At 52.5% G+C, this 21,517-nt stretch carries 17 protein-coding genes, 3 tRNA genes and 2 rRNA genes; 11 read left to right on the forward strand and 11 right to left on the reverse strand.

All coding sequences use genetic code 11. The annotated features are described in order from the left end of the window. Nucleotides 1-37 precede the first annotated feature (37 nt). The 4 genes from P3G59_RS21635 to P3G59_RS21650 all read right to left on the reverse strand — a co-directional run bounded on the left by P3G59_RS21635 (nt 38) and on the right by P3G59_RS21650 (nt 4,988). Nucleotides 38-2,931 (reverse strand): 23S ribosomal RNA (locus P3G59_RS21635). Nucleotides 2,932-3,165: 234 nt separating this feature from the next. After that, nucleotides 3,166-3,241: transfer RNA gene (locus P3G59_RS21640), tRNA-Ala, on the reverse strand. Nucleotides 3,242-3,251: 10 nt separating this feature from the next. Further along, a tRNA-Ile gene (locus P3G59_RS21645) sits at nt 3,252-3,328 on the reverse strand. A 123-nt stretch (nt 3,329-3,451) separates the two neighbouring features. Beyond that, nucleotides 3,452-4,988: ribosomal RNA gene (locus tag P3G59_RS21650) — 16S ribosomal RNA — on the reverse strand. The 16S and 23S rRNA genes sit together here with 2 tRNA genes alongside, the layout of an rRNA operon. 832 nt (nt 4,989-5,820) lie before the next feature. Here P3G59_RS21650 and P3G59_RS21655 point away from each other — a divergent pair. Continuing rightward, entirely contained in the window at nt 5,821-7,032 is a 1,212-nt protein-coding gene (locus tag P3G59_RS21655; protein WP_277758892.1) for a site-specific integrase, read from the forward strand. On the opposite strand, the gene P3G59_RS21660 is transcribed toward P3G59_RS21655, so the two are convergent. Then, nucleotides 7,025-7,561 (reverse strand): hypothetical protein, encoded by a 537-nt coding sequence (locus P3G59_RS21660; RefSeq protein ID WP_277758893.1) that lies wholly within the window; start codon nt 7,559-7,561, stop codon nt 7,025-7,027. The genes P3G59_RS21655 and P3G59_RS21660 overlap by 8 nt on opposite strands. Before the next feature lie 115 nt (nt 7,562-7,676). Between P3G59_RS21660 and P3G59_RS21665 the strand changes: the two genes are divergently transcribed. The 5 genes from P3G59_RS21665 to P3G59_RS21685 all read left to right on the forward strand — a co-directional run bounded on the left by P3G59_RS21665 (nt 7,677) and on the right by P3G59_RS21685 (nt 12,204). After that, nucleotides 7,677-7,877 (forward strand): helix-turn-helix domain-containing protein, encoded by a 201-nt coding sequence (locus tag P3G59_RS21665; RefSeq protein ID WP_277758894.1) that lies wholly within the window; start codon nt 7,677-7,679, stop codon nt 7,875-7,877. A gap of 309 nt (nt 7,878-8,186) precedes the next feature. After that, nucleotides 8,187-8,393, forward strand: a complete 207-nt coding sequence (locus tag P3G59_RS21670) for a hypothetical protein (RefSeq protein ID WP_277758895.1) — start codon at nt 8,187-8,189, stop codon at nt 8,391-8,393. Nucleotides 8,394-8,438: 45 nt separating this feature from the next. Next, a complete protein-coding gene (locus P3G59_RS21675) occupies nt 8,439-9,410 on the forward strand; it encodes a hypothetical protein (protein ID WP_277758896.1) in 972 nt (323 codons plus the stop codon). After that, on the forward strand, nt 9,407-10,420 hold the full coding sequence (locus P3G59_RS21680; RefSeq protein WP_277758897.1) for a toprim domain-containing protein: 1,014 nt from the start codon (nt 9,407-9,409) through the stop codon (nt 10,418-10,420). The genes P3G59_RS21675 and P3G59_RS21680 overlap by 4 nt, the downstream gene beginning before the upstream one ends. Beyond that, nucleotides 10,417-12,204 (forward strand): DUF927 domain-containing protein, encoded by a 1,788-nt coding sequence (locus P3G59_RS21685; RefSeq protein WP_277758898.1) that lies wholly within the window; start codon nt 10,417-10,419, stop codon nt 12,202-12,204. The genes P3G59_RS21680 and P3G59_RS21685 overlap by 4 nt, the downstream gene beginning before the upstream one ends. A gap of 640 nt (nt 12,205-12,844) precedes the next feature. Here the strand turns inward: P3G59_RS21685 and P3G59_RS21690 are convergent. After that, nucleotides 12,845-13,105 (reverse strand): ogr/Delta-like zinc finger family protein, encoded by a 261-nt coding sequence (locus P3G59_RS21690; protein WP_277758899.1) that lies wholly within the window; start codon nt 13,103-13,105, stop codon nt 12,845-12,847. A 157-nt stretch (nt 13,106-13,262) separates the two neighbouring features. Between P3G59_RS21690 and P3G59_RS21695 the strand changes: the two genes are divergently transcribed. Together P3G59_RS21695 and P3G59_RS21700 are read left to right on the forward strand one after the other, a co-directional pair. Next, nucleotides 13,263-14,282 (forward strand): phage major capsid protein, P2 family, encoded by a 1,020-nt coding sequence (locus P3G59_RS21695; protein ID WP_277758900.1) that lies wholly within the window; start codon nt 13,263-13,265, stop codon nt 14,280-14,282. Nucleotides 14,283-14,331: 49 nt separating this feature from the next. Further along, nucleotides 14,332-15,054 (forward strand): hypothetical protein, encoded by a 723-nt coding sequence (locus P3G59_RS21700; protein ID WP_277758901.1) that lies wholly within the window; start codon nt 14,332-14,334, stop codon nt 15,052-15,054. 819 nt (nt 15,055-15,873) lie between these two features. Here P3G59_RS21700 and P3G59_RS21705 read toward each other — a convergent pair. The 3 genes from P3G59_RS21705 to P3G59_RS21715 all read right to left on the reverse strand — a co-directional run bounded on the left by P3G59_RS21705 (nt 15,874) and on the right by P3G59_RS21715 (nt 17,817). Further along, entirely contained in the window at nt 15,874-16,962 is a 1,089-nt protein-coding gene (locus tag P3G59_RS21705) for a hypothetical protein (protein WP_277758902.1), read from the reverse strand. Between the two features lie 97 nt (nt 16,963-17,059). Then, nucleotides 17,060-17,572 carry a hypothetical protein gene (locus P3G59_RS21710; RefSeq protein ID WP_277758903.1) on the reverse strand — a complete coding sequence of 171 codons (513 nt, stop codon included), beginning with the start codon at nt 17,570-17,572 and terminating at the stop codon, nt 17,060-17,062. A 168-nt stretch (nt 17,573-17,740) separates the two neighbouring features. Beyond that, nucleotides 17,741-17,817: transfer RNA gene (locus tag P3G59_RS21715), tRNA-Arg, on the reverse strand. A 295-nt stretch (nt 17,818-18,112) separates the two neighbouring features. On the opposite strand from P3G59_RS21715, the gene P3G59_RS21720 reads away from it, so the two are divergent. Both P3G59_RS21720 and P3G59_RS21725 read left to right on the forward strand, forming a co-directional pair. After that, nucleotides 18,113-18,349 (forward strand): hypothetical protein, encoded by a 237-nt coding sequence (locus P3G59_RS21720; RefSeq protein ID WP_277758904.1) that lies wholly within the window; start codon nt 18,113-18,115, stop codon nt 18,347-18,349. Between the two features lie 20 nt (nt 18,350-18,369). Continuing rightward, a complete protein-coding gene (locus P3G59_RS21725; protein ID WP_277758905.1) occupies nt 18,370-18,549 on the forward strand; it encodes a PA3371 family protein in 180 nt (59 codons plus the stop codon). Here P3G59_RS21725 and phnN read toward each other — a convergent pair. Then, the gene (gene phnN, locus P3G59_RS21730) at nt 18,524-19,093 is read right to left on the reverse strand and encodes a phosphonate metabolism protein/1,5-bisphosphokinase (PRPP-forming) PhnN (protein ID WP_277758906.1); all 570 of its coding nucleotides are present in this window, start codon (nt 19,091-19,093) and stop codon (nt 18,524-18,526) included. The genes P3G59_RS21725 and phnN overlap by 26 nt on opposite strands. A gap of 390 nt (nt 19,094-19,483) precedes the next feature. Between phnN and P3G59_RS21735 the strand changes: the two genes are divergently transcribed. Further along, on the forward strand, nt 19,484-19,810 hold the full coding sequence (locus P3G59_RS21735) for an Arc family DNA-binding protein (RefSeq protein ID WP_003178899.1): 327 nt from the start codon (nt 19,484-19,486) through the stop codon (nt 19,808-19,810). Between the two features lie 114 nt (nt 19,811-19,924). Here the strand turns inward: P3G59_RS21735 and mgtE are convergent, their stop codons facing one another. Continuing rightward, complete coding sequence (gene mgtE, locus P3G59_RS21740; RefSeq protein ID WP_277758908.1) at nt 19,925-21,367, reverse strand: magnesium transporter; 1,443 nt, start codon at nt 21,365-21,367, stop codon at nt 19,925-19,927. Between the last annotated feature and the right edge of the window lie 150 nt (nt 21,368-21,517).

The following is a 21,517-nucleotide window of genomic DNA, read 5'->3' on the forward strand; positions in this document are numbered from 1 at the left end:
GGTGCTCTCTCGAGTCAGCAAATTGCTTGGGTGTTATATGGTCAAGCCTCACGGGCAATTAGTATTGGTTAGCTCAACGCCTCACAGCGCTTACACACCCAACCTATCAACGTCGTAGTCTTCGACGGCCCTTCAGGGAACTCAAGGTTCCAGTGAGATCTCATCTTGAGGCAAGTTTCCCGCTTAGATGCTTTCAGCGGTTATCTTTCCCGAACATAGCTACCCGGCAATGCCACTGGCGTGACAACCGGAACACCAGAGGTTCGTCCACTCCGGTCCTCTCGTACTAGGAGCAGCCCCTCTCAAATCTCAAACGTCCACGGCAGATAGGGACCGAACTGTCTCACGACGTTCTAAACCCAGCTCGCGTACCACTTTAAATGGCGAACAGCCATACCCTTGGGACCGGCTTCAGCCCCAGGATGTGATGAGCCGACATCGAGGTGCCAAACACCGCCGTCGATATGAACTCTTGGGCGGTATCAGCCTGTTATCCCCGGAGTACCTTTTATCCGTTGAGCGATGGCCCTTCCATACAGAACCACCGGATCACTAAGACCTACTTTCGTACCTGCTCGACGTGTCTGTCTCGCAGTCAAGCGCGCTTTTGCCTTTATACTCTACGACCGATTTCCGACCGGTCTGAGCGCACCTTCGTACTCCTCCGTTACTCTTTAGGAGGAGACCGCCCCAGTCAAACTACCCACCATACACTGTCCTCGATCCGGATAACGGACCTGAGTTAGAACCTCAAAGTTGCCAGGGTGGTATTTCAAGGATGGCTCCACGCGAACTGGCGTCCACGCTTCAAAGCCTCCCACCTATCCTACACAAGCAAATTCAAAGTCCAGTGCAAAGCTATAGTAAAGGTTCACGGGGTCTTTCCGTCTAGCCGCGGATACACTGCATCTTCACAGCGATTTCAATTTCACTGAGTCTCGGGTGGAGACAGCGCCGCCATCGTTACGCCATTCGTGCAGGTCGGAACTTACCCGACAAGGAATTTCGCTACCTTAGGACCGTTATAGTTACGGCCGCCGTTTACCGGGGCTTCGATCAAGAGCTTCGCGTTAGCTAACCCCATCAATTAACCTTCCGGCACCGGGCAGGCGTCACACCCTATACGTCCACTTTCGTGTTTGCAGAGTGCTGTGTTTTTAATAAACAGTCGCAGCGGCCTGGTATCTTCGACCGGCATGAGCTTACGGAGCAAGTCCTTCACCCTCACCGGCGCACCTTCTCCCGAAGTTACGGTGCCATTTTGCCTAGTTCCTTCACCCGAGTTCTCTCAAGCGCCTTGGTATTCTCTACCCAACCACCTGTGTCGGTTTGGGGTACGGTTCCTGGTTACCTGAAGCTTAGAAGCTTTTCTTGGAAGCATGGCATCAACCACTTCGTGTTCTAAAAGAACACTCGTCATCAGCTCTCGGCCTTAAGATCCCGGATTTACCTAAGATCTCAGCCTACCACCTTAAACTTGGACAACCAACGCCAAGCTGGCCTAGCCTTCTCCGTCCCTCCATCGCAATAACCAGAAGTACAGGAATATTAACCTGTTTTCCATCGACTACGCTTTTCAGCCTCGCCTTAGGGACCGACTAACCCTGCGTCGATTAACGTTGCGCAGGAAACCTTGGTCTTTCGGCGTGGGTGTTTTTCACACCCATTGTCGTTACTCATGTCAGCATTCGCACTTCTGATACCTCCAGCAAGCTTCTCAACTCACCTTCACAGGCTTACAGAACGCTCCTCTACCGCATCACCCGAAGGTGATACCCGTAGCTTCGGTGTATGGTTTGAGCCCCGTTACATCTTCCGCGCAGGCCGACTCGACTAGTGAGCTATTACGCTTTCTTTAAAGGGTGGCTGCTTCTAAGCCAACCTCCTAGCTGTCTAAGCCTTCCCACATCGTTTCCCACTTAACCATAACTTTGGGACCTTAGCTGACGGTCTGGGTTGTTTCCCTTTTCACGACGGACGTTAGCACCCGCCGTGTGTCTCCCATGCTCGGCACTTGTAGGTATTCGGAGTTTGCATCGGTTTGGTAAGTCGGGATGACCCCCTAGCCGAAACAGTGCTCTACCCCCTACAGTGATACATGAGGCGCTACCTAAATAGCTTTCGAGGAGAACCAGCTATCTCCGAGCTTGATTAGCCTTTCACTCCGATCCACAGGTCATCCGCTAACTTTTCAACGGTAGTCGGTTCGGTCCTCCAGTTAGTGTTACCCAACCTTCAACCTGCCCATGGATAGATCGCCCGGTTTCGGGTCTATTCCCAGCGACTAGACGCCCTATTAAGACTCGCTTTCGCTACGCCTCCCCTATTCGGTTAAGCTCGCCACTGAAAATAAGTCGCTGACCCATTATACAAAAGGTACGCAGTCACAGAACAAAGTCTGCTCCCACTGCTTGTACGCATACGGTTTCAGGATCTATTTCACTCCCCTCTCCGGGGTTCTTTTCGCCTTTCCCTCACGGTACTAGTTCACTATCGGTCAGTCAGTAGTATTTAGCCTTGGAGGATGGTCCCCCCATATTCAGACAAAGTTTCTCGTGCTCCGTCCTACTCGATTTCATGACCAAGAGATTTTCGCGTACAGGGCTATCACCCACTATGGCCGCACTTTCCAGAGCGTTCCGCTAATCTCAAAGCCACTTAAGGGCTAGTCCCCGTTCGCTCGCCACTACTAAGGGAATCTCGGTTGATTTCTTTTCCTCAGGGTACTTAGATGTTTCAGTTCCCCTGGTTCGCCTCTTGCACCTATGTATTCAGTACAAGATAACCATCTTATGATGGCTGGGTTCCCCCATTCAGACATCTCCGGATCAAAGTCTGTTTGCCGACTCCCCGAAGCTTTTCGCAGGCTACCACGTCTTTCATCGCCTCTGACTGCCAAGGCATCCACCGTATGCGCTTCTTCACTTGACCATATAACCCCAAGCAATCTGGTTATACTGTGAAGACGACATTCGCCGAAAATTCGAATTTCTCAACTAAGAGAACTCACAAATTTTACCTTAGCCTGATCCGTTACCAGTGAAAGTAACGTTCAGTCTATCTTTCTATCACATACCCAAATTTTTAAAGAACGATCTAATCAAAAGACTAGAAATCAATATTCTCAATGGAATACTCATTTCTAAGCTTTCAGAAGCAGTTATATGGTGGAGCCAAGCGGGATCGAACCGCTGACCTCCTGCGTGCAAGGCAGGCGCTCTCCCAGCTGAGCTATGGCCCCATAACAAAATTGGTGGGTCTGGGCAGATTCGAACTGCCGACCTCACCCTTATCAGGGGTGCGCTCTAACCAACTGAGCTACAGACCCAATTTCGAGCGCGTAACTGTTAGCTTGGAGCTATCAGCTTGGAGCTTAAAGCTGCTTCTATCGTCTTCTTCAATGAATCAAGCAATTCGTGTGGGAACTTATGGAGCAGCTGATGTCGTCGATTAAGGAGGTGATCCAGCCGCAGGTTCCCCTACGGCTACCTTGTTACGACTTCACCCCAGTCATGAATCACACCGTGGTAACCGTCCTCCCGAAGGTTAGACTAGCTACTTCTGGTGCAACCCACTCCCATGGTGTGACGGGCGGTGTGTACAAGGCCCGGGAACGTATTCACCGTGACATTCTGATTCACGATTACTAGCGATTCCGACTTCACGCAGTCGAGTTGCAGACTGCGATCCGGACTACGATCGGTTTTATGGGATTAGCTCCACCTCGCGGCTTGGCAACCCTTTGTACCGACCATTGTAGCACGTGTGTAGCCCAGGCCGTAAGGGCCATGATGACTTGACGTCATCCCCACCTTCCTCCGGTTTGTCACCGGCAGTCTCCTTAGAGTGCCCACCATAACGTGCTGGTAACTAAGGACAAGGGTTGCGCTCGTTACGGGACTTAACCCAACATCTCACGACACGAGCTGACGACAGCCATGCAGCACCTGTCTCAATGCTCCCGAAGGCACCAATCCATCTCTGGAAAGTTCATTGGATGTCAAGGCCTGGTAAGGTTCTTCGCGTTGCTTCGAATTAAACCACATGCTCCACCGCTTGTGCGGGCCCCCGTCAATTCATTTGAGTTTTAACCTTGCGGCCGTACTCCCCAGGCGGTCAACTTAATGCGTTAGCTGCGCCACTAAGAGCTCAAGGCTCCCAACGGCTAGTTGACATCGTTTACGGCGTGGACTACCAGGGTATCTAATCCTGTTTGCTCCCCACGCTTTCGCACCTCAGTGTCAGTATCAGTCCAGGTGGTCGCCTTCGCCACTGGTGTTCCTTCCTATATCTACGCATTTCACCGCTACACAGGAAATTCCACCACCCTCTACCATACTCTAGCTCGACAGTTTTGAATGCAGTTCCCAGGTTGAGCCCGGGGATTTCACATCCAACTTAACGAACCACCTACGCGCGCTTTACGCCCAGTAATTCCGATTAACGCTTGCACCCTCTGTATTACCGCGGCTGCTGGCACAGAGTTAGCCGGTGCTTATTCTGTCGGTAACGTCAAAATTGCAGAGTATTAATCTACAACCCTTCCTCCCAACTTAAAGTGCTTTACAATCCGAAGACCTTCTTCACACACGCGGCATGGCTGGATCAGGCTTTCGCCCATTGTCCAATATTCCCCACTGCTGCCTCCCGTAGGAGTCTGGACCGTGTCTCAGTTCCAGTGTGACTGATCATCCTCTCAGACCAGTTACGGATCGTCGCCTTGGTGAGCCATTACCTCACCAACTAGCTAATCCGACCTAGGCTCATCTGATAGCGCAAGGCCCGAAGGTCCCCTGCTTTCTCCCGTAGGACGTATGCGGTATTAGCGTTCCTTTCGAAACGTTGTCCCCCACTACCAGGCAGATTCCTAGGCATTACTCACCCGTCCGCCGCTGAATCCAGGAGCAAGCTCCTCTCATCCGCTCGACTTGCATGTGTTAGGCCTGCCGCCAGCGTTCAATCTGAGCCATGATCAAACTCTTCAGTTCAAACATCTTTGGGTTTTTAAGAAACCCTAAACTTGGCTCAGCAATCGTTGGTTACATCTTTGATTTCTCGCGGAGTAACTTGTGATGCTGATAATCTTGTTGACTATCAGTCTGACCCCACAAGCACCCACACGAATTGCTTGATTCAGTTGTTAAAGAGCGGCTGGTTAAGATCTTTCGTCTCAACCGAGGCGCGCATTCTACAGCAGCCTCATTTGCTGTCAAGTGATTATTTTCAGAAGTTTTCGAAGAATTCTTCAACAACTTCAACCACTTGCGCTTCCGATCTCTCGTCAGCGGGAGGCGAATTCTACAGCGTTACACGCTGCTGTCAACACCTCTTTTTCAACTTCCTTCTGGCTTCGATGAACTGAAGCAACCTGCCGCCGAAACCTACATAACTCATTGAATCTCAAGGAGTTTTCCGTTTCGACTGCGCCGGAAGTGGGGCGAATTATAGACATCTGAAATCTGCCGTCAAGCGTTAATTGTACTTTTCTATCAGAGCAGGGAAAGCCTTCTATATAGAGGCGCTCACATAACCCTCACTCGGATCCCCCCCTCTAACTGAAAGCGCAAGCAAACCCACCCTGGCACGTAACAAAGCCAACGCTTGAGCACACGGTCGCGAATATCAAAGGAGAGGAGTTCAATAATAGATGGTGTCCCAGGGCAGGTTCGAACTGCCAACCTTCCCCTTAGGAGGGCTAATAAATAGATCGCAGCCACAGGGATTTCCCCGCACTATCAGGCAGTTATAGTCTGGTTGAGTCCCACAAAACGCTCCCGTATAGTGCTTTTTGCTGTCACGCTGCTGTCACGGATCGGAACAATGAAAAGCAAGATCACCCAGAAACTCATCAATAGCCTAGAGGCCGAGGCAAAGGTTTACCGTGTGCATGACACGGTTCAGCCCGGTTTCTTTATCCGGGTACTCCCCAGCGGCCACAAGTCATTCATGGTCACCTGGGGCCGCAACAAGAATGCAACTCTTGGCAGGGTTGGGGTCCTGACGCTCGATCAGGCAAGAACAGAGGCAGCTCAATACCTTGCCGACGCTCATGCCCATGGTGAACCCCTCGCCGTTATCCAAGGACGCAGGGGCGCTACCCTGCCCTCCCTACGCGACTTCATCGACGACACATATATGCCGTGGTTTAAAACGCACCACAGAGGCCATGAGAAGACCCTGCACACCTTGGACAACAACTTCGAGGCAATCATGCCTCAGCGCCTGGACTCGATAACTGGCCGCGACCTGGAGCAGATTCGAACGAACTGGATGCAGATAGGCAACAAGGCATCGACGGTGAATCGGAAAATGGGTTCGATCAGTGGAGTCTTCAGCCGGGCGGTGGAATGGGACTACATCAGCACGCACCCTCTGACCAAGGTCAAGCAACTCAAGGTCGACTCAATGGCATTAGTGCGCTACCTGAACAAAGAAGAAACCAAACGACTGCGCGAAGCACTGGACGCTCGACAAGATGAAATGCGTACCGAACGTGAAAGTGCAAATAAGTGGCGCATTGATAGAAACAGGGAGCCATTCCCCAGCCTTTTAGAGCTGCCGTTCACCGACCATTTAAAACCAATGGTCCTGGTATCACTTAACACCGGCATGAGACGGGGCGAACTGTTCAACCTTAAGTGGCTTGCCATAAACTTCGAAACTAAGACAATCACAATCAAGGGCGATACATCCAAGACAAATGACACCCGGCACATACCAATGAACAAGGAAGTTCTGAGCACCTTAGAGAGCTGGGGAAAGCAATCTGGAAAATCCAGGTACGTATTTCCCAGCAAGGATGGAGGTCGTCTAGACGATGTTAAGAGCGCTTGGCTCAATCTACTTGAGCGAGCCAAGATCAGCGAATTTCGATGGCACGATATGCGTCATGACTTTGCATCACGCCTGGTGATGGCAGGCGTACCGCTCAACACGGTACGCGATCTACTGGGACACTCAGATATTAAAATGACTCTACGCTATGCACACTTAGCACCAGGCACTAAGGCTGCGGCTGTAGAGCTTATTTAGAGCCAGAGGCTTCCAGGATTTTCTTATAACCTTCGTATGAAGGGGACAGGTTTTTGTTAGCATCCAAAAATGAGATATAGCCTTCAATAAGTGGCCACTCCCCCCTTACCAATTCTAAATTCACAAAGTATTTTTTGCAGGTAGCACTCAACTTTTGCGCATGTCCATTTAAGTCACCATAGAGGTCATAGTCTCCTTTGAAATATTCAGAGGTGACGACAACGCTTGCCTGACGCCATAACGTTTCGCCTGAGAATCTAGGACCCATTGCCCCCGATCTGAGTTTGAAAAGCACCTCATCCTCGGACCATATAGCCTCGAATGCGGCCATGAAATTAATCTCGCCGCCTTCAAGGCTCCCACCCTGAAATGGATTGGGCACGAACATTTCGTTTAGGCCTTCCTCGATCACAGTTTCCAGCACCTTCACGATTTTCTCATTCCGTGCAGCCGCAGCAGTGTCTAGTGCCGCCTTGAGGTAGGGCTCAATCCTTGCTGAGATCACGACCTTTTTTGACCGGTTTGCCATGCTTGCTCCAATTGGTAAGTAACACGATTCGCTTGCATGTTATGTTACTTACAAATAATATGCTTACGTCCGATCCAGTATCGTACAGTCCACCAAAGCGCTCAAGGAGAAAGGAATGAACCACGAAAAAACTGCGCCATCGCTGTCTGTAGGAGTCGAAGACGCTGCACGCCTAACCGGCTACTCGCGGTCAGGCATCTATGAAGTGATTGCCTCAGGCGACCTCAAAGCATTCAAGCTCGGCCGGCGACGTCTGATCCTAATGACTGAACTGAAGGCGTGGATTGAGCGCACAGCGAAGGGCGGCGCCCGTTGAGTACGAAAGCCTCAAGGAAAGCACACCAGAAAAGAATTAGAGCCCGCAAAAGACCTTCAGAACCGAGGTCAGACAAAAAAGTGTCGAGTCAGTGTTGCGAGCACTGACACGACGAATCACATAGATATTCTGGGAGAAAGCCATGCAACTCACTAATATTACTCTGCTACCAGCAAGCCTTGCCAGCGCATACATTCACCGCCCCATTGCCTCGAACGCCCTCCGAGCAAACTCACCAACATCCTTACGCCTCAATCGCTCCGCTCCCCACACGACCATTGTCCGCACACTGACTCAGGAAGCGGCTCAATGAACCGCCCCTATACCATGTCAGAGGAAGACTTTTACAAGTTGGAATCGGTGCGCGACTCAATCGACCTGGTGCAGTTGCTCTCCGGTGAGGTAACCCGACCACATTCTGTATCTCCCCAGCTCTACTCGTCATTCCTAGACCTGATGAAAGACGAAATAAGCACGCTGATTCAATCAGCCAAAACTGAACTCTCAATGCGCTAAACGCTTGAACGTACAGCACAAAGCTATCGAACAGAGGGTGTGACCATGATGAACTTTCAACAGCGCAAAGTTGCGCTGACGGAATCGGCTTGTCCGATAAAAGCCCAAATGGCAGTAAATACAGTGCGCAACGGCACTCCTATTCACGCTGTCAGCGCAGGAAAAGTTCTAGTTTTGCGGACGTGTAAAGCCATAGAAAGTCGGAACTATCCAAGAAAAATCCGGGCGACCGATGGCGTTGAAGGCATGCTATACGGCTGGTTATTCGGTGAAGGGGAATGCCGAAACGCCGAAGTTATCTTGCGAAGCGATACACGCTTTCAGGTCGTTGAGGTGGAAGTTTCTGGCCTTGTGATTCAAGAAGGCCAGGTCTCCTTTAGCCATGGCGTCGTCCTTCATACCGGCGACAGGCTAACTGCAACCAAGTATCTAGAACAGCATGAGCCACGCAGCAGGAAAGCGGCAGTTATTGGCGCGTGCCGTCATGTTGGCAACCGACGGCGAGTTCGTGTTGGGGCTGCAGGGATGGCAACCACAGGAAACCATGGCACTGCAACTGCGGGAAATTTCGGGGTCGCCGTCGCTGGTGATCGAGGTCGGGCGTTTGCCGGAGAATGTGGTACAGCATCAGTGGGAGATAGGGGGTACGCCTATGCCAGCGATTTCGGCACGGCAATCGCAGGAGAGTGGGGTATCGCCAGCGCTGGGTGTGGCGGCGAAGCTCGCGCCCTAACCTACGGTACCGCCTCAGCAGGAATCATGGGCAATGCAATTGCCGGAGACCACGGTAATGCCAATGCAGGAATTCGAGGCACTGCCACCGCCGGGTTGTATGGCACCGTAAGCGCTGGCCCAGGCGGAGAGATCCGCCTGAGATATTTGGATGCCCAGTCGAACCGGTACAGAACGGTTACTGGCTACATTGGCGAAAATAACCTCACACCATTCACCTCCTACACACTTGATGCCAACCACCAGTTTGTACCGGTATCTGCGCTAGAGGTGGCGAGCAAATGACAAAGCTCAGCCCTCTCGACCTGATTCGACAAACTGCACTGCACGCTCTGGCCGCTGCTGAAACACTCTTGCCTGAATGGCTCCCAAAAGGCGGGCGAAAAGGCCGCGAATGGGTAGCGCCCAATATTGCCCGCGGAGACCGGCAAGCTGGCTCCTTTGGCGTGTCACTCGACTCTGGCCGGTGGAATGACTTTGCCGATAGCTCTGCTCACGGTGGCGATCTGGTGTCGCTGCTGGCCTACCTACGCAATTGTAGGCAGCTGGAGGCAGCAAAGGAGATTGATGAACGTCTACGCCTGGGCCTGTTCAACCTCACGTCCGACGATGTTCAGCAGCTCGAGGAGCGCCGCTTGCACACCGAACAGGAGCGCATCGCATCCACTCTGCGCGCACAGCAACTCCAGGAAGAAAAGCACCTGGCCACTGCTCGACAGGCAGCACAACTTTGGAAAATGGCGAAGCCCGCCGAACGCTTACATACCTACCTGCTGGCAAAGGGTGTAGCGCCCCTTCAACTACGTCAGTTGAGCCATGGCCGTCTGTTGGTGCCTCTCTGCCACGATGGCCGCTTGGTCAATCTACAAACCATCACGCCGGACGGCGGCAAACGCTTCCTGTCTGGAGGTCGAGTGCAAGGATGCTACTCCCCCCTAGGCAAAATCTCCGAAGGCTGCCGCCTTTATGTCTGCGAAGGCTGGGCAACCGGCGCAACCCTGCACCACAACACGGGTAGCCCAGTGATTTGTGCCATGAACGCAGGCAATCTCAAGCCGGTGGCTATGACAATGCGTGAGCGTTATGGCGAGCGCTTGGAGCTGGTGATCGCTGGTGATGATGACCGCGAAACGCTCGGCAATCCTGGAAGAACCGCCGCCAACCAAGCCGCCCGTACAACTGACGCCCTTGTGGTGTTTCCTGACTGGCCACAAGGCAGCCCAACCAACCTATCAGACTTCAACGACCTGTACCTCTGGCTATCCGGTCAGTACAGAGAGAGCCGCAAGCCATGAACACCCACGAAAAAAATCCTACCTTGAGCCTAGTCGGCGACCCCAAGGCGCCGTCACCCGACAAGCTGGAGCGACCGCGTTTTGCGGTATATGAACAAACCTGCACCGTCGAGGGCAAAACGTATAAGGCGGGCACCTGGTACCACGGCCTAAAACAAGGTGGCGCGGAGGAAAAGGCCATTCCGGTGGATCACTGGATCTGCACACCTTTAAACGTTGAAGCTGAAACGGTTAATTCAGAGGACGGCACCATTGGGCGACTTCTCTCTTTCAGCCACCGAGGAAGGCGCATCGAGTGGGTCATGCCTATGGAAGCACTGGCCGGTAAAGGTGATGAGGTCATGAAGGTTTTGATGAGTCGGGGCCTGGTAATCGAGCACCACCAACGACGCCAGATCGTTCCATACCTGGCCAGCCACCAATCGCCTGAGTTGGTGATCGCGACCACCACTAAACCCGGTTGGCATGAGTCTGGGGCATTTGTGCTGCCCTCTCGCGTCATTGGCGGGGATAACGTGCGTTTCCAGGACTCAGGCCGGGCTATGAACGTATTCACCTGCAAGGGGACTCTCAGTGGCTGGCAAACCGAGATTGCTACACGCTGCCTGGGCAACCCTGTGTTGATTCTTTCGGTCTGCTGCGCTTTGGCTGGACCTCTGCTCGCCAAGGTAGGAGTTAATGGCGGTGGCGTTCACTTGGTGGGCGATTCATCAAGCGGCAAGTCGCTCGCCCAGCTCTTGGCGGCTTCGATTTGGGGCAACCCTGGCGCCTTCGCAGCGTCGTGGGACGTGTCAAAGGGTGGTGTCGAGATCGAGGCTGCTTCGCGCAATGACACCGTGTTGATCCTGGACGAAATCAAGCGCGCTGATCCCAAGCGCGTCCAGGAAATGGCGTATGCCATCGCCAACGGCACGGGCAAAGGCACAATGACCCGCGAGCGTGAGGGACGCGCCAAATTGACCTGGCGTGTACTCGCGCTCTCCAGTGGTGAACGATCGCTATCAGACCATGCCGCCATCGGAGGCAGCAGTGCGCACGCGGGGGCCGAGTTGCGGATGGTGGACGTGAATGCCGGTACTCGTACCCATCGCGCCTTCGATGATGTGCATGGTCTGACCGGACAGGAGTTTCACCGGATTCTTAACGACGCCGTGTCACAGCACTATGGCCACCTCGGGCCAGCGTTCGTGGAGTCGCTAATTCAACAGCCCGAGGATCTGCACCGCGCATTCCGGAAAGAGCGGGAAGTTTTTGGCACCGACAGCTCGCAGGCTGGCCGGGTTGCTGATCGTTTCGCAATTATGGCGCTGGCTGGTGAATTGGCTATCCGTCGCAAGCTACTCAAATGGCCGGAAGGCACAGCCACAAAAGCCTGCTGTCTTCTGTTCAACGAATGGCTTGCGACCGCAGGTGACGGCAACGCAGAAGACCGCCAAATCCTGCGTGGCATCGCTCACTTTATTGCTCGGCACGGGGACAGTCGCTTTTCCAGTGTGCACGACAACCATCCAAACGGGACCGTTAACAACCGGGCGGGCTACTACGAAATAGAGCTTGGAAAACGACTCTACCTGTTCAACACCCCAGCCCTGGAAGAGGCCGCCATGGGCTTTGGTAGAAATCGTATTGTTCGTGCGCTCCAAGGGGTTGAAGCGCTGGCCAAGGTGGACGTGGAGGCCAATCAGAAGCGGACGATGAAACGCTACAACACGCCAGGCGGTGGCGATGCTCGTTTCTACGTGATTGACCCTAAGAAACTGGAACAGGACGGAGCCAGCCAGTGAGCACCCGTCGCTTCTCAGGCTGCATGCCATGGTCAGACATTCCCTAATGCTCGCTCCTTGGTTTCGGCCATCGCTAACCGCCAAGTTCGCCTCAGCCTGCACCCTTTAACCTCAAACGGTGAGTTCAAATGCGCAGACGGTCGTCAAGCGGCACGTACTTATACTGTCCTGCAAAGTGTCGTTATCTAAAGGGATCAAGGGAATAAGGGAACAGCCCAGAAACTACGTGGCTTTCATCAATCCCTTAATAGATACGAGAGTAGGGATAAGGGAATACAACTCTGTTCAATAAGGGCTCCCGTCACCGCACCATTCCCTGAAAAAAAAGACAGGGATTGTCACAAGGCTCTGAAAGGCCCGGTTTATAAGGGTTAGCCCTTGATTCCTGAGATCCCTCGGGTTTTCGAAATCAGACGTTCAATAAGGGGGATGGTGTATTTTTTTGTTGACAGATCGCCAAACAGAATTAATAAAAAACTCAGCCTCAGCCAAATACTACCCAGATACACCTGGCGTCCGAAGTCCCCTACCTCTTGGCGAGCAGCTTTAAGCCCTTCAACACGACTGACTGAAAACTGAATGAAAAAGCCCCGCTCGGTCTCCCGGCGGGGCTTTGTTTTTTAGCGCTACCAGAGCTTGGTCACGCTGACGAAATACCTAACTGCTCAAACATTTCACGCTGCTGCTTACGTGGGAGCGCGTGCAGCCGGTCGAACAGCATCCGATCTATCGGCTCTGCTGCCGGAACCAGTGCATGAGAGAACGCCAGGGTCATTACAAAGCGGTGACCACAGCCCTTGGCGTTCAAACACTGGCAGTAGAGCCGAGCGAATGATGGGGAAACGTCATCACGCGATGAAATCCGCGCTTTCTCTCCACACTCTTTGCAATAAACCCGCACCTACCACCCCGTAAAGACATCGCTAAAAACACAACATATTGTGTCATGATGAAATTTATAACACCATATGTTGTGTTTTTCGTTTCTGTTCCTGGCCAGATAGGAATTCCGCTCAACCAATAGGCCAACTCTCTCTTGATAAAAAAAGGAAACATTTGTGAGCCGCAGCCTCAGTTCTAGCGCCAGTTCAAAGTACCTGCACCTGCAAGAAGCTATCGCCGAAACCTACAAAACTGACAGTGTCACCCGTACCTTTGCGGTCGAGCCCTCAGTCGCCCAGGAACTCAATGATAAAATCGCTGCAAAGGCCGATTTTCTGGAGCGTATCAACGTGGTGCCGGTCAGTGAAATTAAAGGCGACAAGGTCTTCCTCGGTGTCTCCAGCCCAGTCACAAGCCGCACCAACACCAAAACCACAGAGCGCGAAGCCAAGGACTTTTCCAGCCTGGAAAACAACTCCTACGAACTGGCGTCAACAGAGTCAGACGTAGCCTTGCCATTCGCCAAGATCGACGCTTGGGCCAAGTTCCCGGACTTCCAGGACCGCTATACAGGGTCGGTGCAAAAACAAATTGCCCTTGATCGCATGCTGGTCGGATTCCATGGCACGCACGCAGCCCCGCAAACCGATATCAGTGCCTATCCAATGCTCCAGGACGTGAACAAGGGATGGCTCCAGCAGGCCCGCGAGCAAATCCCTGCCCAGGTACTCAGCGAGGGCACCACTGCAGGCAAGATCAGGCTCGGCACAGGTGGCGACTATGCCAACCTCGATGCCCTGGTTCATGACGTTAAACAGATGGTTGACCTGGTGTTTCGTGACGCGGGCGACCTGATTGCAATCATCGGCGGCGACCTGCTGGCCGCTGACAAGGCGAAGCTGTACGCCAAGCAAGGCGATACCCCGAGCGAGAAAGAACGGATCGAGGGCGCCCAGGTCATCGCCACCTATGGCGGGTTGCCCGCCTTTAGCGTGCCGTTCTTCCCTGACAACGCCGTACTGGTCACCAGTTGGGAAAACCTGTCGATTTACTACCAGGCTTCCAGTTGGCGGCGTCACATGATCGAGAACCCGAAACGCTCACGGGTCGAGGATTACAACAGTCGCAATGAAGGCTATGTGATTGAACAACTTGAGAAACTTGCCATGGCGGAAAACATTGAGTTGGAAGGGTAAGCCCCACCGATCCGCGAACACCAGCACACGAATATTCAAAGGGAACACCATGCAACTCACCACCATTGCCCGCGACGATTTGAGCCCAGAACTTCTGGAACAGTTGACCCGTTTCGAGCAAGACCTTGGCGTTTACACGGGCCTACAGGATCGGCTCACCGATCTAGTACAAGAAGAACAGCGGCTCAAGCAGCAGGCATCCACCTTTGAGGGACGGGCCGACCGTACGGACGCCTCTTGGAAGGCTATGGCGCAATCCGCCACCATTGACCAAGGCAAGATCAATGAGGAAATCGAGCGTAGCGCACAGCTCAGAAAGGATGCCCAGGCGCTGCGCCTCACCGCCGAAGCGCGAAGCGGCGTCCAAGGGGCGGTAGTGATTCAACTGGCAGAAGCCCGCATGAAACTGGGGCATGCCCCTGGCACGATCAACAAAGCGTATCAAGAGACCCTGCTGTCAAACGCGCTTGCACGGGAAGGCGTCCGGGAGACTCTTTTAGAACTGTTTGCCTTGTCTCGGGCACTGTTCCTCAAAAGCATTGATGAGCATGATGGAGTGTTGTCGAGCTGCAACGGTCAACGCGAAAGACAGGCAAAAACCCAGGAACTCACCTGGCGGACTTTCGGCTTGGAAGTCCAAAAGCTGTTTGACGGCGCCGAACATGGCATACAGGCCCCCGCCTTAGCAGTGATGCCGAGTACCGTCCAGAGAGAGGTGTTGGTAGAAACACCCGGCGACCTGATGAGGCTCCGGCAGGCATGCAAGGCATAAGCCCTGCAAAACCAGTAAGTGTTGCCGTACTTTTTAGAAGCCGCCACTGTGCGGCTTTCTTTTGTCTGGGCGTTTTTGACCCGCGCACCTGCTGACAGTTGCACGACAAATAGTGAAGTTGCCAAAGCTCTGTGAAATGACTCGTAAGCCACGCTCTGTATGGCCTCTAGGCTTTTAGATTGCTGCCAGGCACTCGCCAACCAGCACATGAAATGCGAGCGATTCATTTTGAAAAAAAACTACCAACCCCCTATGTGCGCTGGCTTTTTCGGCTTAAAACACTGCGCTCGGCCCGTTGCCGCCAGTGCGATTTCTCTGCACTTTTTTGCAAAACTTTGCACAAAATGAAATGGGCCATGACCTGCGAAGCCCCACGGCCAGCCTGGGCTAGCCCCCTGATTGCATTACCTTTGGAATTGCACAAAAAAATCACGCAGAGCGCGTCGGCGGGAGGGGGATAAGTGCTTTTTCATGCAGTTTTTTTTGCTGTCAGGTTATTCGCTTTTTTCGCCACGCTACGGCAAGTAATGATGTGATCAAGTCTTAACCTGCCTACTGCATGATGAGAACCTATCCGTCGAAGTGCGCCCAGCTACCAGCTAGCCTTGCCTGCTGAGCAGCTTCAGTGGCGCACGAGAATCGTTATGGCCGGTTGGCAGGTATGGTCAGGCGAATATACATGTGCGCTAGTCCGCCATTTGCAGTTGGAAGCGAAGTACCAAAGCGGCGACCACACGGTAGTGTTTTACGACCCAGGCTGCCGCCAGGTTTCTCTCCGATCACAATCAACTAATTCATCTTGTGTGATCTTTTCAAAAATCAACTTTCGGGCGACACTCCGTACAACAAATCCAATAATTTAGTTTTAGCATTATCATTTGCAGTAGGATCAAATATATATTCATCTGCGAAGGCTTTATCGGTTCCATCCTGAAAGCCCTCTATAGCAATCCGCACGGAAAGATCTTTCATCGACAGCTTATGATCAAGCGGCCTTAACACCTCAAACCTTAAATGTTTCCCAGGAGCGACCACTACCTTTTTTTCACCTAGTAATGAATACGGCATCACATTATAACGAAGTTGTACTTCCTCAAAGGCTTTCCGGCGAGAGTCTGGATCTTTAATTTTATTCGCCTTTAAGTATTCATCTATATACTCGCGCCGATTGGCCACATCAAAACCATAAACCAACTCAATATCACTACTTGTATTATTGACCAGCGTGAACACTAAACCAATTTCCCCGCTTCCCCCAAGCACCCCTGCGTAGGACAACGGATAGGTATTTTCAAACCACGGCGTACCACTTACAAAATAATTATCCGACCTGCGAAAAGAATGAAAACCATCCATATAAAACGACCAATGCCTCATAGCCAGATATGGATAACTGGGCTCCTGCTCGGTCTTAGCAATGTAAACAAAGAAAGACATGAGCATTATTATCACAGACAAACCAAAAACCACAGGGCCAGCACTTATTGGCGCCCTACCACGCCCCTCATAAGTTTTTCCATTCGCAGTTTCAGATCTAAGCATCGGCTTATGCTTTTTCAAATCTGAAACACCATCAATCAGCACCACAAAATTCACTACTTGCCCGGCAAGTACACGATCAATATTGACCGCATTTCCGGTCGATGAAATAGCCACGTAATCACAGGAGATAATTTTGCAAAGATTAGCATCAGGAAAAACAACTTCAACAGCCTTTTCCTTATCCTTACCTTTGTTAGATATTGTGACAGTTGCAGAGCAGCCAACTACACTTTTATCTACAGATCTGAAAACATCATAGAAAGCCAGATAAAGCTGCGGCGTCCTGAACAGAGAGATAATTTTATTCAACACAAAAGTCAAAATCACACCATAAACAACTTTTAGAAAAACGTTTAATTGCTCCATGCCCCGCCCCTTTTTTTCATAAATTCTAGCAATCCAAGCATTAAGCCAATAAGACTTTTAACTGCACAACTCAAAGCCGCTAAAAAACAATTGGAGATTAAGCGATTTTTAATCCATTCACATCTTGGCACAGAGCGCGTTGCAATGTTCGATGAACTCTAGACGGGTAAGGATAGTCACGCCGAGACATGGTCTCTAACGTTTCACGCCTTCCATGCTTAACAAATCCACGTTCATCATTACTCACAAAGATGGTCTTACCGGTTCTGACGTGGGCTTGCACAATCAGAGCATCACGCCTTTGATTTATTTGCTTTGGAGTTACGTTCTCCCGATTCTTCGGATACCCCTCACTTGAGATAACTCGCAAAATCTTTTCAAAATTATCATCGTCGGTCGCGGAGCCCCACATCATTCGCCCCCATGCTCCCTCGCCAAAATGGAAAGTCTCCACCGTCTCATTCAGCTTTCCCGCAGCCTCACTGAGATCAGTCCCTTGAAGCTCACGGTTCGTGACGGAAGTCACTTCCAGCGAATAGCCTGCTCTCGCGACCAGTTCTTCAATATCAGCAATGGGGAAAATATTGGTGTCGACTGTTACGGCTTCCATGCGGCGAGTCTCACGAGTTGTAGAAGCCGAAAGAGTAGGTTACCGAATTACAAAAAATGCTCCGTCAGGAGGATCCCGAGCGGAGCATTTTTAATGCCTCCTGCTGTCACCCTGCTGTCAGGAAGTAAATCTGAAGTCGGGAGAACTGCTCAAAAGGCCTGAATTATATGGTGTCCCAGGGCAGGTTCGAACTGCCAACCTTCCCCTTAGGAGGGGGATGCTCTATCCAATTGAGCTACTGAGACATACGCTTGTCGCAGCAGACGCTGCATGACGGACGGCGTGCATGTTAACCACCGGGCCCGGATTTGTCATGTCGTCCGTAGGGCTTTTTAAGTGTAGGCAGCCGCCCTGCCATGTCGCGGGAAGAATTACCGTGCATTTTGCACTCATCCCAAAAAGCCTTCATTGCAGATTGCAATCCAAGCAAGCCGAAACCCCCTCTCAAATGCTTGTTTTTTAAGGACTTAACAGAGGTTAAACTGTTGGCACGACGGCTGCTTTGCCTGTTCTATAAAAGAACATTCGGAGCCACGCCCCATGAACAGCACTCTTTTGCTTGCAAACGCAATTGCTCTAGCGGTTTTGGTGAGCTCCCAATTTATCCCCGAGAGCTCCGCACCAGAGCCATTGGCTCAGCGTATGCCACATTACCTGCAGGTACAGAGAACACCGCAACTGGCGGTGCTGAGTGATCAAGTCAACTCCACCCCACAAGCCGTCAGTGATTCCGGGCAGACGCTGCCAGCACTGACCTCAGAACATCTGGTTTTTTGAAATATCTTCAGGAGTACAACATGTCCAAGTCAGCTGCAGGATTTCTGATCCTCGCCTTATTGAGCGGCGTTGTGCATTTATCGCTGTTCGAGGGTACCGAAATCACCCTGCCACTGATTGGCTGCGGTGTCTTTGCAGTGCTGTTCGTACTTGCACTGGCTGCAGGACGGAAGATCAAATTTGATCCGGTTTTACGTTGAGCTCGATCAGGCGCAGAAGATCACTGACGGCATCCGCCAGATTTCCGGAATTATCGATGTGATATACCGGCCCATCACTTGACCTCCGATCCTTGAACAACGCATTGCGAGCCAGTCTTGCCTCAATCTGCTCAGGCGTCTCTCGACCACGTCTGAGCAGGCGCTCTCGCAACACATCATTCCTGACCGTAAGCAAAACCGGCAGCAGCGCTGGGTAGCGCTCCAATGCCTGGCGCAGATTGGCGCGGGACCCGTTGACCAACACATGCTGTCCAGCTTTCAGCCGCCGATCCATTTCCACCGCAACCCCATAGGCAAGACCATTGGCACGCCAGGCCAGCGAGAAGTCACCAGCGCGCTCGCGTCGCTCGAACTCCTCCGGCGTCACCCCAATGGCATCCTCCCCTACCGATTCAGCCGATCGCGTTATCACCCGGCGCATCACCTCGCAGTTCAGCGCACGCAATGGCACCCGTGCAGCTTCAATCAAACTGTCCTTTCCCGAACCGGACGGCCCCATCAAGTAAATCAGCTTGCCATCCATCCTGAAAACGCCCTCCAGCAGGTGTCTGCCACTAGTAAATCGGCAATTTGCCACTATCCTGTACAGGTAGGGAACAAGGATTTAGAACCCGCATAGCATGCACGTTCTGATGCCTTCGGACATCAATTGATGTGCGGCAGGAAGCGGACAAGGATGCGGACAGAGGCGAAGATTTCAAACCAGTCCGCATTTCTGATAATTGGTGCTGGCATTACGCCTTTACCCAGCTCAATATTTGTCACAGAATTGACGCCAATGATCTGGCAATTTTGAGGCATGATGCGGGCCTCTTAACAATTCAGGTTGAACCATTTGGCGCGGATGCTTGTCCTACCACACATCCTGCGGCCAATCCCGAGAACCGCTCCCCTGAACTAACCGGTTAAATATATGCGCCCATTGAAACAGGCAATTTATTCCAGCCGTACGGCTGACAAGTTCGTCGTACGTCTGCCAGACGGAATGCGGGAACGCATTGCCGAGGTGGCTCGCAATCATCATCGCAGCATGAACTCCGAAATCATTGCGCGCCTTGAGCAGAGTCTTATTCAGGAAGGCGCACTGGGCGAAGAGCTGAGCATGCGCCTGGACAGCCCGGAGCTGTCGCTGCACGAGCGTGAGCTGTTGCAACGTTTCCGCCAGCTGTCTCACCGCCAGCAGAATGCCTTGGTGTCCTTGATTGCCCACGACGCAGAAATGGCAGCAGACGCGTCCTGAGCCATACCGAACATCTCAAGCCAGCTTAATTGCTGGCTTTTTTTTGCGCGGATTTTGGGTAATCGTGGGCACAAAAAAAGCCCGCCAATTGGCGGGCTTTTTAATTGCAGCCGGTTAGAGCAGGAAGATTGTCGCCAACCCCAGGAATATGAAGAAGCCACCACTGTCGGTCATCGCAGTGATCATCACGCTGGCGCCCATTGCCGGATCTCGCCCCATCTTCGCCAGGGTCATAGGGATCAAAACCCCCATCAATGCAGCCAGTAACAGGTTAAGTGTCATCGCCGCGGTCATTACCACGCCCAGGGACCAACTCCCGTAGAGCAGATAAGCGACGACACCGATCACACCCCCCCAGACCAAGCCATTGATCAAACCTACCGCCAACTCCTTGCGCATCAGGCGCGAAGTATTACCGGTACTGACCTGATCGAGCGCCATGGCGCGAACGATCATGGTGATCGTCTGGTTACCGGAATTACCGCCAATACCCGCCACGATCGGCATGAGTGCCGCCAGTGCTACCAGCTTCTCGATCGAACCCTCGAACAGACCGATCACTCGCGACGCGACAAATGCAGTGATCAAGTTGACCGCAAGCCACGCCCAACGGTTACGCAGAGACTTCCAGACCGAAGCGAAGATATCTTCCTCTTCACGCAGACCGGCCATGTTGAGGACTTCGCTCTCGCTTTCCTCACGAATCAGATCGACCATTTCGTCAATCGTCAGACGGCCGATCAACTTGCCGTTTTTATCGACTACCGGAGCGGAGATCAAGTCGTAACGCTCGAAGGCCTGCGCGGCGTCATAGGCATCTTCGTCCGGATGGAAACTTACCGGATCGCTGGCCATCACCTCGGCAACTTGTTTGTCCGGGTCATTGACCAAAAGGCGCTTGATCGGCAGCACACCTTTGAGCACACCATCGTAATCAACGACAAAGAGCTTGTCGGTATGGCCCGGAAGCTCTTTGAGTCGACGCAGATAACGCAGAACCACCTCAAGACTGACATCCTCACGGATAGTCACCATCTCAAAGTCCATCAACGCACCGACCTGATCCTCGTCGTAAGACAGGGCCGAACGCACGCGCTCACGCTGCTGGTTATCCAGACTCTCCATCAGCTCATGGACGACGTCTCGCGGCAGCTCGGAAGCCAGGTCAGCAAGTTCGTCGGCGTCCATGTCCTTGGCGGCAGCCAGGAGCTCGTGATCGTCCATGTCGGCGATCAACGTTTCACGAACGGAGTCGGATACTTCGAGAAGAATGTCGCCGTCGCGATCGGCCTTGACCAATTGCCAGAGCGTCAGACGATCGTCCAGCGGCAAGGCTTCAAGAATGTAGGCGACGTCGGCAGAGTGCAAATCATCAAGCTTGCGTTGCAGCTCGACGAGATTTTGTCGATGAACCAGGTTTTCGACGCGATCGTGATGCGCGCCTTCCTGGCGATGAGTCAGGTCTTCAACGACGCGCTGACGCTGCAGCAACTCGACAACCTGAGCCAGGCGATCCTGCAGGCTTTCTTGTGTTTTCTTTACTTCGATTTCGGACATAGGCGAACTCCACTCCCAGCAGCGGGGCACGCCGGAAGGATCAATCAGTCAATTCATGATTGGTGAAACGGGGTACTGAGTAACTACTGGGTAAGTCCATGGAGGTTTTCCACAAGCCCCGGCGGGGCTGACGGGCGCAATGATACACCG

Origin of the sequence: Pseudomonas sp. A34-9 (genome assembly GCF_029543085.1) — a bacterium.
GTDB lineage: Bacteria > Pseudomonadota > Gammaproteobacteria > Pseudomonadales > Pseudomonadaceae > Aquipseudomonas.